General features: G+C 54.8%; 13 protein-coding genes. 8 read left to right on the top strand and 5 right to left on the bottom strand.

Annotated elements, in window-relative coordinates; genetic code table 11:
* The first annotated feature begins 121 nt into the window (after nucleotides 1–121).
* Nucleotides 122–868 (top strand): bifunctional NADP-dependent 3-hydroxy acid dehydrogenase/3-hydroxypropionate dehydrogenase YdfG, encoded by a 747-nt coding sequence (gene ydfG, locus CMR03_RS01780; protein WP_063879687.1) that lies wholly within the window; start codon nucleotides 122–124, stop codon nucleotides 866–868.
* 28 nt (nucleotides 869–896) lie between these two features.
* Here ydfG and CMR03_RS01775 read toward each other — a convergent pair whose 3' ends face one another.
* Complete coding sequence (locus tag CMR03_RS01775) at nucleotides 897–1223, bottom strand: YnfA family protein (protein WP_096010709.1); 327 nt, start codon at nucleotides 1221–1223, stop codon at nucleotides 897–899.
* A 133-nt stretch (nucleotides 1224–1356) separates the two neighbouring features.
* Between CMR03_RS01775 and CMR03_RS01770 the strand changes: the two genes are divergently transcribed.
* Nucleotides 1357–1680 carry a DUF1283 family protein gene (locus CMR03_RS01770; RefSeq protein ID WP_063879688.1) on the top strand — a complete coding sequence of 108 codons (324 nt, stop codon included), beginning with the start codon at nucleotides 1357–1359 and terminating at the stop codon, nucleotides 1678–1680.
* 45 nt (nucleotides 1681–1725) lie between these two features.
* The gene (locus CMR03_RS01765) at nucleotides 1726–2022 is read left to right on the top strand and encodes a DUF1161 domain-containing protein (RefSeq protein WP_063879689.1); all 297 of its coding nucleotides are present in this window, start codon (nucleotides 1726–1728) and stop codon (nucleotides 2020–2022) included.
* 89 nt (nucleotides 2023–2111) lie between these two features.
* Here the strand turns inward: CMR03_RS01765 and CMR03_RS01760 are convergent, their stop codons facing one another.
* Nucleotides 2112–3578 carry an MDR family MFS transporter gene (locus CMR03_RS01760; protein WP_063879690.1) on the bottom strand — a complete coding sequence of 489 codons (1467 nt, stop codon included), beginning with the start codon at nucleotides 3576–3578 and terminating at the stop codon, nucleotides 2112–2114.
* A 378-nt stretch (nucleotides 3579–3956) separates the two neighbouring features.
* Between CMR03_RS01760 and CMR03_RS01755 the strand changes: the two genes are divergently transcribed.
* The 4 genes from CMR03_RS01755 to osmV are packed head-to-tail and all read left to right on the top strand — an operon-like array spanning nucleotide 3957 to nucleotide 7394.
* Complete coding sequence (locus tag CMR03_RS01755; RefSeq protein ID WP_063879691.1) at nucleotides 3957–4673, top strand: ABC transporter permease; 717 nt, start codon at nucleotides 3957–3959, stop codon at nucleotides 4671–4673.
* A gap of 16 nt (nucleotides 4674–4689) precedes the next feature.
* Entirely contained in the window at nucleotides 4690–5601 is a 912-nt protein-coding gene (locus CMR03_RS01750; RefSeq protein WP_063879692.1) for a glycine betaine ABC transporter substrate-binding protein, read from the top strand.
* A 9-nt stretch (nucleotides 5602–5610) separates the two neighbouring features.
* The gene (gene osmW, locus CMR03_RS01745; RefSeq protein ID WP_096010567.1) at nucleotides 5611–6258 is read left to right on the top strand and encodes an osmoprotectant ABC transporter permease OsmW; all 648 of its coding nucleotides are present in this window, start codon (nucleotides 5611–5613) and stop codon (nucleotides 6256–6258) included.
* Nucleotides 6258–7394, top strand: coding sequence for an osmoprotectant ABC transporter ATP-binding protein OsmV (gene osmV / locus CMR03_RS01740; RefSeq protein WP_063879694.1), 1137 nt, complete (start codon nucleotides 6258–6260; stop codon nucleotides 7392–7394). The genes osmW and osmV overlap by 1 nt, the downstream gene beginning before the upstream one ends.
* Before the next feature lie 148 nt (nucleotides 7395–7542).
* Here osmV and bioD read toward each other — a convergent pair whose 3' ends face one another.
* From bioD to CMR03_RS01725, 3 genes are all read right to left on the bottom strand, one after another.
* Nucleotides 7543–8241, bottom strand: coding sequence for a dethiobiotin synthase (bioD, locus tag CMR03_RS01735; RefSeq protein ID WP_063879695.1), 699 nt, complete (start codon nucleotides 8239–8241; stop codon nucleotides 7543–7545).
* Between the two features lie 115 nt (nucleotides 8242–8356).
* Nucleotides 8357–9574, bottom strand: coding sequence for a sugar metabolism global transcriptional regulator Mlc (gene mlc / locus CMR03_RS01730; protein WP_096010566.1), 1218 nt, complete (start codon nucleotides 9572–9574; stop codon nucleotides 8357–8359).
* 136 nt (nucleotides 9575–9710) lie between these two features.
* Entirely contained in the window at nucleotides 9711–10595 is an 885-nt protein-coding gene (locus CMR03_RS01725) for a LysR family transcriptional regulator (protein ID WP_096010565.1), read from the bottom strand.
* Nucleotides 10596–10689: 94 nt separating this feature from the next.
* Here CMR03_RS01725 and CMR03_RS01720 point away from each other — a divergent pair, with 94 nt between their 5' ends.
* Nucleotides 10690–11937: an MFS transporter gene (locus CMR03_RS01720; protein ID WP_096010564.1), complete on the top strand. Its 1248-nt coding sequence runs from the start codon at nucleotides 10690–10692 to the stop codon at nucleotides 11935–11937.
* Nucleotides 11938–11965: the final 28 nt, after the last annotated feature.

The following is an 11965-nucleotide window of genomic DNA, read 5'->3' as shown; positions in this document are numbered from 1 at the left end:
CATCCTGCGCTAAAACAGCGCAACGTCGCGGTCATCATTGCCTCAGAATTCAACGGGCATACGCAAAACTGACATGCTAAGGTGATGCAAACACCACGAAACGGGATAAGGGAAAAGCGAGATGATTATATTTGTTACGGGGGCCACCGCAGGATTTGGCCAAAGCATTACCCGCCGGTTCATCGAAACCGGTCATAAGGTCATCGCCAGTGGACGTCGTGCAGAACGGCTGAAGGCGCTAAAAGCGGAATTGGGCGACAATCTGTATACCGTTCAGTTAGATGTGCGTAACCGGGCATCCATTGAAGAAGCCATCACGCAGTTGCCTGATGCGTGGCGTCATATTGATGTTCTGGTGAATAACGCTGGCCTGGCGCTGGGCATCGAACCGGCGCACCGGGCAGATGTGAATGACTGGGAAAATATGATCGACACCAATACCAAAGGGCTGGTCTATATGACGCGCGCCGTCTTGCCTGCCATGGTAGAGCGTAACGTCGGCCACATTATTAATATTGGTTCCATTGCCGGGAGTTGGCCTTATGCCGGGGGCAATGTCTATGGGGCAACCAAGGCTTTTGTGCGCCAGTTCAGCCTCAACTTACGTACCGACTTACACGGCACCGCACTGCGCGTGACCGATATTGAGCCGGGCCTGGTCGGCGGTACCGAGTTTTCCAACGTGCGCTTTAAAGGCGACGATGACAAGGCCGATCGGGTTTATGAAGGCGCGACAGCCCTGACGCCGGAAGATGTCACCGAAGCCGTTTACTGGGTGGCGACACTGCCGAAGCACGTCAACATTAACACTCTGGAAATGATGCCTGTCAGTCAGACCCTGGCGGGACTGAAAGTCCACAAACCCTGATCGCAGCGCCAGCCGCCCGGGCTGGCGTTTACGCTTTGCCCCAACCCACCACGATAATTACCATGCCGCTCAGAGCAATGAGTGCGCCACTCCAGTCCCATACGCTCAGCCTGATCCCGTCGACCACGCGCAGCCACAGCAACGCCGTCAGCACATAAACGCCGCCGTAAGCCGCATAAACACGTCCGCTGGCGGCAGGATGTAAGGTGAGCAGCCAGACAAACAGCGCCAGGCTTAATGCAGCAGGAAATAACAACCAGACAGAGGCGCCCTTCTTCAACCAGAGCCACGGCAGAAAACAGCCAATAATTTCCGCCAGTGCGGTTATAAAAAACAGGAAGGTGGTTTTGAGCAGCACGATAATCTCTCTGACAGGTAAACAACATGCACACAACTGGTGAGCAAGTAATCGTCAATGGTATACTATCCTCATTTGATGCAATAGTTTTACCCATAGGTAAAAGCAGAGTTAATCGAAGGATATTACGATGAAAAAATTGGTTCCGGTTCTGATGGTGGCCCTGCTTTCTGCGACCGCCCTGTCTGTGAGTGCAGCTACCGATCACCTGATTATTGAAAACGGCAGCAGCGCGCTAAATAACGAAGCGGCACGCCAGAGTAAAGAGCAGTGGAATGATACGCATATGCTGCGTAATAAAGTGAACAATCGGGTGGAAAAAGAGTTCGATAAGGCCGATCGCGCCTTCGACACACGGGATAAGTGCGAACAAAGTGCTAACCTGAATGCTTACTGGGAACCGAACACGCTGCGCTGTTTAGATCGCCGCACAGGCCGCCCGGTATTGCCGTAAATTTCAGCTATAGTAATGACTGACGCATGACAAAAGGAAAGGGTTATGAAGATCAAGACTGCATTACTGACCGCGACGTTTTTGGCATTCCCCTTGCTGGCTCAGGCATCCTGCGAATCTGTAAAAGCGGATATCAGCCAGAAAATCATTCAAAACGGTGTGCCCGAATCTGGCTTTAGCCTTGACGTGGTCGCCAATGATCAGGTTGATCAGGCGGGCGGTCAGGTGGTCGGCCATTGCGACAACGACAGCCAGAAAATCGTCTATAAAAAGCTGGGCCGCGATGAAGGTGCATCTGTGCCGGACAGCGCAGGCAGCTCGCAAGATACCTCGACACAATAACGTTCAGGGCGACGATAACTGTCGCCCTTTCTTTTGCCGCGCTATCCCTCTGACCGCCTGTCACGCAACGCGTTACTGCTGCTCCCGCCTTATTCAGCCTGCTGTGGCTGTTGGCGCGGCATTTTCCATGCTACCCACATCGTCAGTAACGCAATCACCAACGCCACGATAAATACCGAGTGCAGCGATGCGGCAATGGCCTGCAGCATATGTTGCAAGACATCGGGGGCCAGACGATCGCGGGTTTCCTGTGACATGATTTGCTGAACCGGGTCCTGCGCCTGCGGCAGTCGCCACTGCAGATTCAGATTCAGCACGGCACCCATCACCGCCGTACCCAACGCCGAACCGATCATGCGGCTAAACATGACCGACGCGGTACAGATACCGCGCACGTCATAATCGGCATGATTCTGCACGGACACCAGAAACGTCGTGCTGGTCATTCCCATGCCGGTGCCGATGACAAACGCCGTAAATCCGGCCTGAAACAGCGAGCTTTCTCTGTGTAACAGCAGCAGCAAGGCGCTGCCGCTAATCAGCAACAGCGCGCCCAACAGCGCGGTAAAGCGGTAGGATGTCACCAGCATCAACCGGCCACTCAGGGTGCTTGCCAGCGGCCAGCCTATCGACATCATCGCCAGCGCGGTCCCCGCCTGAAGCGGCGAACCTCCCGTCACGCCCTGAATCCAGGTCGGCAGAAAAGCGCTGACGCCCATCATGGTCGCACCAATCACCAGATTGCCTAAGTTTCCTGCGATGATAAGCCGGCTCTTCCAGATGACTAACGGAAACAATGGCGACCGGGTGCGCTGCTCATGGCGGGTTAACTGCCAACCCGCCACCAGGCCAATGAGCAAAAACAGCAACAGCCAGTATCCCAACTGCTCCGCCTGCAACAGCGCAATCAGTACGGCGCTGATGCATAACGTCAGCCAGCCGCTGCCGGTCAGATTCAGGGACTGAGACGGCTGTGCTTTCTGCGGGTGAGCGGGCAACAGCGCCGCCAGCATCAGCATACTGATCATGCCAATCGGTACGTTGACCCAGAAGATCACTGACCAGCTAAAGTGCTGAACCAGCCATGCGCCAGACAACGGGCCGATAATGGCGGCGACGCCCCACACGCTGGACAACCAGCCCTGCACGCTGGCCCGTTCACGCGGGGAATAGACGTCGGCCACGATGGTGGAACTCAGCGGCATGATGGCACCGGCACCCAGCCCCTGGAAGGCGCGGAAAATAATCAGCCAAAGCATACTTTGGGCAAAGCCGCAGAGCACGGACCCCATAAGAAAGAGGATGATGCCAAGGAACAGCATCTTTTTTCGTCCCCACAGGTCGGCCAGCCGTCCATAGAGCGGCACGCTTACCGCCTGCGTCAGGAGATAGACCGAGAAAACCCAGCCGAACTGCGAAAAGCCGCCCAGGTCAGCCACAATAGTGGGCATCGCGGTCGCCACAATGGTGACTTCAATAGCCGCCATAAACATCGCCAGCATACAGGCAAGAAGAATCCAGTGACGGCGCGATGGTGCGGAGGTGCTGTTGGTCATGATGCTCCCTTTTTAAGTCCTCTAAGGCTAGCGCAAATTTAGCGCGACAGGAATCACTTCAGCTCAATATGTGACACCGTCACCTAATAGATGCGTTTTTAGGTAGTTTCGCCCTTAAACCAGTTGCTATAAGGGCTGAGGCGCTTTTGGGCTATTCCTATCTTCCTGATTTTTCCGATAAAAACTGGCGCGCTTCGCTTGGCGCTGCTATAGGAATAAAGCTGTATTTTCTGCAGTTGCTGAAATTACGCAGAAAATGGCAGCGGTTTTCGATCTTTAGCGACAGTCATGGTTTTGGAAGCTGCAATCAATTTAGCCGCTTTTGTCATGCTGTTTTGGGTATCTATAACAACAGATCTGTTAACAGGGAGAATCCATATGCATAACGCTTCACTGGCCAAACGTGCCGGTCTTGCGCTGCTTGCTGTTGTAGCAGTGTTGGGCGCACTGGTCTGGGGGCTTGGCTGGGATACACTGGTCGCCCGCAGAGTCGATCTGATTTACCTTGGACAGCAGCACCTGTTTTTGGTGTTTTGGTCAATGCTGTTCGCGCTGCTGGTCGGTATTCCCAGCGGTATCCTGCTCAGCCGCCCTTTTGCACGTCGCTGGGCGGAATACGTGATGCAAATCTTTAACGTCGGCAATACGCTGCCGCCGTTGGCCGTACTGGCGCTGGCCATGGTGGTCATCGGCATCGGTGACAAGCCTGCCCTGATCGCGCTGTTTCTGGCCTCCTTACTGCCGATTGTCCGCAACACCTATTCCGGACTCAGCGCAGTGCCGCCTTCCCTGCTCGAGGCGGCAAACGGCATCGGTATGACCAAGTGGCAACGCCTGCGTCAGGTTGAAATCCCTAACGCCTTACCGGTAATTCTGGCTGGCGTGCGTATCGCCACGGCCATTAACGTAGGCACCGCCCCGCTGGCCTTCCTGATTGGCGCCAGCAGTTTCGGCGAGCTGATTTTCCCCGGCATTTATCTTAACGACTTCCCTGTGCTTATTCTGGGTGCGGTTGCAACCGCGCTGGTTGCACTGGTGCTGGATATGCTACTGGCGTCATTAGGGCGCTATCTCAGTCCGCACGCTGCGGCATAACAATAAGGGGTTTGTAATGCTAACGCGCTGGATTAAGAGCTGTACTCTGGCATTGATGACCACGCTGGCACTCAGCCAGACCGTACAAGCCGCCACACCGCTGGTGCTCGCGACAAAAAGCTTTACCGAGCAACACATTCTGTCTGCCATGACGGTGATGTGGCTGCAAAAGAAAGGCTTTGACGTTGTCCCGAAACGCAACATCGCGACCACCATCAGTCGTAATGCCATGATCAATAAGCAGATCGATATGACCTGGGAATACACGGGTACCTCGCTGATTATCTTCAACCATATCAACAAACCGATGTCCTCTGAGGAGGCTTACAACACCGTTAAAAATCTGGATGCCAAACTGGGCCTTATCTGGCTCAAACCGGCCCCGATGAACAACACCTATGCCTTTGCTATGCAGCGCGCCCGGGCTGAAAAAGAAGGCATTTCTACTCTGTCGCAACTGGTTGCAAAAATGGAACAGGTGCGAAAAACGGACCCAAAACACAACTGGCGTCTCGGTCTGGACCTGGAATTTTATGGCCGTTCCGATGGGATGAAGCCCCTGCAGAAGGCCTATAACCTGACGCTCGACAGGCCACAGATTCGCCAGATGGACCCGGGCCTGGTCTACAACGCTGTACGCGATGGTTTTGTTGATGCCGGGCTGATTTACACCACGGACGGGCGCGTGAAAGGGTTCGATCTTAAGGTGCTGGAAGACGATAAACACTTCTTCCCCAGCTACAACGTGACGCCGGTGGTGCGTAAAGACGTCCTGGAGAGCCATCCCGGTCTTGAGGCGGCGCTGAATCAGCTTTCCCCGCTGATTACCGACGAGGCCATCACCGAGATGAACAAGCGGGTGGACATCGACCACCAGTCACCTGAACAGGTGGCGCGCGATTTCCTTCAATCCAAAAACATGCTGTAAGGAGGCATCATGGATACCCTTCATTACATCATTGATAACTGGAATAACCTGCTCACGCTCACCTGGCAACATACCTGGCTGGTGCTGGTCGCGGTGGGATGCGCCATTGTGATTGGCGTGCCGCTTGGCATTTTGATCGTGCGGTTCAAATGGCTGGCAACGCCGGTGCTTGGGGTTGCCACGATTGTACTGACCATCCCAACCATTGCCCTGTTTGGCCTGATGATTCCGCTGTTCTCCCTTATTGGTAAGGGAATTGGTGCCTTGCCCGCTATCACAGCGGTGTTCCTCTACTCATTACTGCCCATCGTGCGTAATACCCATACCGCGCTGGAGAATCTGCCAGATGGCCTGCGTGAAGCCGGTCGCGGCATTGGCATGACGTTCTGGCAGCGCCTGCGTTGGGTGGAGATTCCCATGGCGCTCCCGGTGATCTTCGGTGGTATCCGTACCGCTGTGGTCATGAACGTCGGCGTGATGGCTATCGCTGCCGTAATTGGCGCGGGCGGCCTGGGCATGCTGTTGCTGGATGGTATCAGCGGCAGTGATATTCGTATGCTGATCGCCGGGGCGCTGATGATTTGTCTGTTGGCTATTGTTCTTGACTGGCTGCTGCACCGTTTGCAGCTGGCGCTGACTCCTAAGGGAATTCGATAATGATAAAACTTGAAAATCTGACGAAAACCTTCAGCCAGAAAAATGGCACGCTGATGAAAGCGGTGGACAATGTGAGTCTGGAAGTTCCCGCCGGAGAAATGTGTGTGCTCCTGGGCCCTTCCGGCTGTGGTAAAACCACCACGCTGAAAATGATTAACCGGTTGATTCCCGCCACCAGCGGCCGGATTTTAATTAACGGCGAAGATACCAGTACGCAGGACACCACCACCCTGCGCCGCAATATCGGTTACGTGATCCAGCAAATCGGCCTGTTCCCCAATATGACGATTGAAGAGAACATTACCGTCGTGCCACGCATGCTGGGCTGGGATAAGAAGCAGTGCCGCGAGCGGGCAACGGAGTTGATGAGCATGGTGGCGCTTGATCCGCACAAGTTCCTGCACCGCTATCCGCGCGAAATGTCCGGGGGCCAGCAGCAACGTATCGGGGTGATCCGCGCGCTGGCGGCGGATCCACCGGTGCTGCTGATGGATGAACCTTTCGGCGCAGTAGACCCGATAAACCGGGAAGTGATTCAGAACGAGTTTCTGGATATGCAGCGCCAGTTAAAGAAAACGGTGATGCTGGTCAGCCACGATATTGATGAAGCGTTAAAGCTTGGCGATCGTATCGCGGTCTTCGGTCAGGGCAAAATTGTCCAGTGCGCCAGCCCGGATGAGTTGCTGGCAACGCCAGCAAACGAGTTTGTTGGCTCGTTCGTCGGTCAGGACCGTACCCTGAAGCGTCTGCTGTTAGTTCAGGCCGGCGATGTCACCGACCAGCAGCCAACGATCACGGTGAAACGCTCAACGCCGTTAACGGAGGCCTTTGGCACCATGGACGACAACGACATGCGTTCCATTACCGTGGTGGACGACGACGGTAAGCCATTAGGTTTTGTGAAACGTCGCGAAGCACGAAACGCCAGCGGTCGCTGCGAAGAGATGCTGCATACCTTTAAAGTCACCGGTAAAGCCGAGGAAAACCTGCGTGTGGTGCTGTCAAAACTCTATGAGCACAACACCGTATGGATGCCAATTGTGGATGAGGATGGACGCTACAGCGGGGAAATTTCTCAGGATTATATTGCTGACTATCTCAGCTCAGGGCGGACTCGTCGTCGTCTGAATCCGTAACGAATCAGGGCCGCAATCGCATTGCGGCCCTTTTATGATTGACCTTGCTTCTCATCCCATATCACTGTCTGTTGGTGCTCTCAGACACATCACGTCTGAAAAAATAAAGCGTTCTGATTAGCGGACTACCCTGATATTGCGGTTTATATCAGGCTATTTTTGCACGGGCAAAATGCAGGTTATCCGCGTTTAGCCGCGAGATATCAAGATATGGCGACAGGTCGCGTTGCTCTGCGCGCGGTAAATAAGGCAACTCACCCAGAAGGGGCGCGGAAATCTGTTCACGCAGGACGGCAATGATATCGGCATAGTGCGCCAGTCCGGGATTAATACGGTTTGCGACCCAACCCACAAGCGGTAAACCGTCTGCCAGAATCGCCTCGGCCGTCAGCAGCGCATGGCTGATGCAGCCTAACTTAATACCGACGACTAAGATCACCGGCAGTTGCTGCTCGACCACCCAGGTCGAAAGCGGTTGCGTATCGTTCATCAGGCTGCGCCAGCCACCGGTGCCTTCGACCACCACGCGGTCGACAAGCTGATTGAGGTGCTGCAACCCTTGGGTGATTTGCGCATAGTCCACCTTTTCAGGCGGATAGCCGCAAATTTCCTCTTTCTCAAAAATCACCGGATTGACGGCATGATACGGCAGCGCAAGGGAAGAGGCGTTTTGCAAAAATAAACCGTCCTTGTTTCTCAGGCCCTCTTCTGTCCTGACCCCGCAGCGGGCAACCGGTTTGTAACCCGCTGCCCGCTCGTTCGCCTGACTAAAACTTTGTAGCAGCGCGCGTGAGACTACGGTTTTTCCCACTTCGGTATCGGTTCCAGTAATAAATAGCGTTTTCACTCGACTTCTCCTTCACAAGCGGTATGGGCTAATCGACGATTAGGCTTTCGTGCGAATTCACATTCTAAGGAAGGAAAAGACCGGGCAGATTGCGTTAGCGCAAGGTTAGTGATGCTTAACCTTGCAGTAACTTAACTAACAGGTAACCACTGTAGAGTGAATCCTTGATCAAGGCGGCGGCGCCAAGTGTGCCAGGCTCAGTAAATTCAGTCGGTGCTAGCTGAATTTCAGCGCTGTAAGCAGGTAAAGACTGCTGATGAATCGTGTTCTGTACGGCGGGAAATAAAATATCTGCCGCCTGATTTAGCGGCGAACCTATAAGAATTTGTTGAGGATTAAAGATGTTGACCATCATGCCCAGGATTCTGCCAACGTGATGTCCCACCGTCGCGATCGCATCCCGGGCGAGCCGATCGCCGGCCTGCGCCGCCTCGCAGAGAGCGGAAAGCGTTAACGCCTGATGATGTAACAGGCTGTCAGGCTGGCCTGGCAGCCGTTGGGCGACCAGCGCCAGCAGGCTGCCGGTGCTGGCAACCGTCTCCAGACAGCCGTGATTGCCGCAGTAGCACTGCTGACCGTAAGGATCGACCTGAGTATGGCCCACTTCGACCAGCGCCCGTCCGCTTTTGTGCAGCAGTTGACCGCCCGTGATCACACCCGCGCCGACGGTTTCATCGATCACAATCTGTATCACGTCCTGTGCGCCACGAGACGCACCAAACAACGACTCAGCCAGCGTCCAGGCTGAGATATCATGCTGGATAAATACCGGCAGACCGGTGCGTGCCGCCAGGGTGCTGCCCAGAGGCATGTCATGACAACGGTAACCCGGTAAACGGTGCACGACGCCGGAGGCGGCATTAATCAAGCCCGGCAAGGTGATGGCAATCGCGGTGAGCCTTTCTAACTGCTTCTGATGCCGAATAAAAAACGCATCGACATGGTCGGTCAGGGTCGTCAGCAACGGCTGTGTTGGGTCATCGGGCAAAGGCAGATGATCCTCAACCCGCGCCCTGCTGCTCAGATCGCGTAAGGTGAGCGTCAATATGCCACGATGCAAACGGATAGCCAGATAGTGCCAGGCATCCGTATCAAGGATAAGGCCAATCGCCGGACGTCCACGGGCACCCGGCTCCTGAAACTCGGTTTCCTGAACCAGGTGGGCATCAAGCATTTCCCGCACGATTTTTGTGATGCTGGCAGGGGCCAGTTGGGCCCGTTTTGACAGTTCAATACGCGAAATGGGCCCATGCTGATCGATTAACCGGTAAACGACCCCCGCATTAATTTGTTTGATTTGGTCAATATGGCCAGGTTGACTGTCCGAACTCACACCCTGCTCCGGTTATTTTCGCGCTTCTAAATAAATATCCGCTATGGTGCGGCAGATTGGCTTGTTACGGCAAAGATTTGCTTAGATATGTGATTTATCACACATAATTTTTCTGACATTGTGGGATAGCTGCCCTTTAGCGACGCAGCAAAGCCATCATATGCGTCATCTGCGCGCTCATCTCTCTTTCACCCGACCACACCAGCCACATCTCCGAGAGCGCATCCGGTTCCTTAAGCGGCAGCCATACCACATTCGCGAGGCGCGCGTGGCTGAATGACAAAGGCAGGATGGAAACGCCCAGCCCGGTCGCCACCAGTCCTAATATGGTCATCGCCTCGCCGACTTCCTGAGTGATATAGGGCCGGATCTGATAGCGCTGCAGGAGATCAAGAATTTCGCTATAAAGCGCTGTCCCCACCTGGGGATCAAAAAACACAAAAGGTTCGTTTGCCAGTGCCTGTAGCGAAATCTGCCCTGCTGCGGCCAGCGGATGCGCTTTATGCACCACGGCACACAGCGGCTCACGCAGCAAAAGCTGATGATGCAGATCCGCCGGAAGCGGCGTGTTACGCATCACCCCAAGGTCCAGCTTCCCTTCATGCAGCGGAGCCAATTGCTGGCGGGTATTAATTTCCTGCATCTGAACATGCACCTCAGGCCAGCGCTGACGAAACCGATAAAGCGCATCCGACATCACGCCGATAAAAGCAGCAGAAGAGGTAAAACCAATGCGCAGCTCCCCCTCTTCACCGCGATGCAAACGCGCAGCGCGCTGCGTCGCCTGATCAACCTGCAGCAGGATGGCCCGCGCGTCCTGTAAAAACTGCTGTCCGGCGGGCGTGAGCTGCACGCTGCGATTGGTGCGGTTAAAGAGCTGCGCGCCTGTTTCCGCCTCAAGCTGCATAATTTGCTGACTCAGCGGCGGTTGCGAGATGTGTAAGCGTTGGGCTGCGCGGCCAAAATGAAGTTCTTCCGCAACGGCGATGAAATAACGCAGATGACGCAGCTCTATATTCATATGTTAAACATCTTATTTGAGATTATTAATATATTAGACAACCTAATCTGCCTTTTCTAGAGTAACGCTATGTTTTTACTCATAAGGACCCATTGTGAATCGCTCCTCACCTGCGCTGCCGCTGGACAGAAACGTGCCGGAACAGTCTGATGTTCCCGCGTCTGACGGCATCGTGCGCGGCACACGCCCGTTTATGCGCGTCACGCTCGCCTTGTTCTCTGCCGGGCTGGCGACCTTTGCCTTGCTCTATTGCGTACAGCCTATTCTGCCGGTGCTCTCCACACAGTTTGGCGTTTCACCCGCCGCGAGCAGCATTTCTTTGTCCATTTCAACCGCGATGATGGCCCTGGGGTTGCTGGTTACTGGCCCGCTGTCGGACGCGATAGGACGTAAGTCCGTGATGGTGACGGCATTAATGCTGGCGTCAATCTGCACCCTGCTGTCGGCCACCATGACCAGCTGGCACGGCATTTTGCTGATGCGGGCGTTAATCGGCCTGTCGCTGAGCGGTGTGGCCGCCGTGGGGATGACCTACCTGAGTGAAGAGATTCATCCCAGCGTAATCGCCTTTTCAATGGGGCTGTATATCAGCGGAAACTCGATTGGCGGTATGAGCGGCCGTTTAATCAGTGGCGTGTTAACCGACTTTTTTTCATGGCGCGTGGCTATCGCGGCAATTGGCTGCTTTGCCCTGGCCGCCGCCCTGATGTTCTGGAAAATCTTACCGGAATCCCGTCATTTCCGTCCGGCCTCGCTGCGCCCACGCCATCTGGCGATCAATTTTCGACTGCACTGGCGGGATGCGGGATTACCGCTGTTGTTCGCAGAGGGCTTGTTATTGATGGGGGCCTTTGTGACGCTGTTCAACTACATTGGCTATCGCCTGCTGGGCGCGCCCTGGCATTTAAGTCAGGCCGTGGTGGGATTGTTGTCGGTTGTCTATCTGACGGGTTCATGGAGTTCGCCGAAGGCCGGGGCATTAACCAACAAGTTTGGTCGCGGTCCGGTGATGTTGGGTTCTACCCTGATTATGCTGACAGGCTTACTCCTGACTGCCTTTAACGCCATTGTGCTGGTGTTTGTCGGTATGATGCTGTTTACCGCCGGTTTTTTCGCCGCCCACGCTGTTGCCAGCGGCTGGATTGGCCCTCGCGCCCGCCGGGCAAAAGGTCAGGCCTCTTCGCTGTATTTGTTCAGCTATTACGTGGGCTCCAGCGTGGCTGGCACGGCAGGCGGCTTTTTCTGGCATCAGTTTGGCTGGGGTGGTATTACGCTGTTCATCTCCGCTTTACTGCTGGTGGCACTGTGGGTTGCCTGGCAGTTGCACAGGCGCAAACTCTAGCAAATCTTAATAAATATTCCGGGTGGTT

The organism is Pantoea allii (assembly GCF_002307475.1).
GTDB classification, from domain to species: Bacteria; Pseudomonadota; Gammaproteobacteria; order Enterobacterales; family Enterobacteriaceae; genus Pantoea; species Pantoea allii.
This window is presented reverse-complemented; position numbering and strand designations above follow the sequence as displayed.

What these genes read in the sequence shown, in the direction of transcription:
- CMR03_RS01770 (WP_063879688.1), top strand. Translation starts at nt 1,357, where the DNA reads ATGAAAAAATTGGTTCCGGTTCTGATGGTGGCCCTGCTTTCTGCGACC.
- CMR03_RS01755 (WP_063879691.1), top strand. Translation starts at nt 3,957, where the DNA reads ATGCATAACGCTTCACTGGCCAAACGTGCCGGTCTTGCGCTGCTTGCT.
- CMR03_RS01725 (WP_096010565.1), bottom strand. Translation starts at nt 10,595, where the DNA reads ATGAATATAGAGCTGCGTCATCTGCGTTATTTCATCGCCGTTGCGGAA.
- CMR03_RS01760 (WP_063879690.1), bottom strand. Translation starts at nt 3,578, where the DNA reads ATGACCAACAGCACCTCCGCACCATCGCGCCGTCACTGGATTCTTCTT.
- osmV (WP_063879694.1), top strand. Translation starts at nt 6,258, where the DNA reads ATGATAAAACTTGAAAATCTGACGAAAACCTTCAGCCAGAAAAATGGC.
- CMR03_RS01750 (WP_063879692.1), top strand. Translation starts at nt 4,690, where the DNA reads ATGCTAACGCGCTGGATTAAGAGCTGTACTCTGGCATTGATGACCACG.
- ydfG (WP_063879687.1), top strand. Translation starts at nt 122, where the DNA reads ATGATTATATTTGTTACGGGGGCCACCGCAGGATTTGGCCAAAGCATT.
- osmW (WP_096010567.1), top strand. Translation starts at nt 5,611, where the DNA reads ATGGATACCCTTCATTACATCATTGATAACTGGAATAACCTGCTCACG.
- CMR03_RS01765 (WP_063879689.1), top strand. Translation starts at nt 1,726, where the DNA reads ATGAAGATCAAGACTGCATTACTGACCGCGACGTTTTTGGCATTCCCC.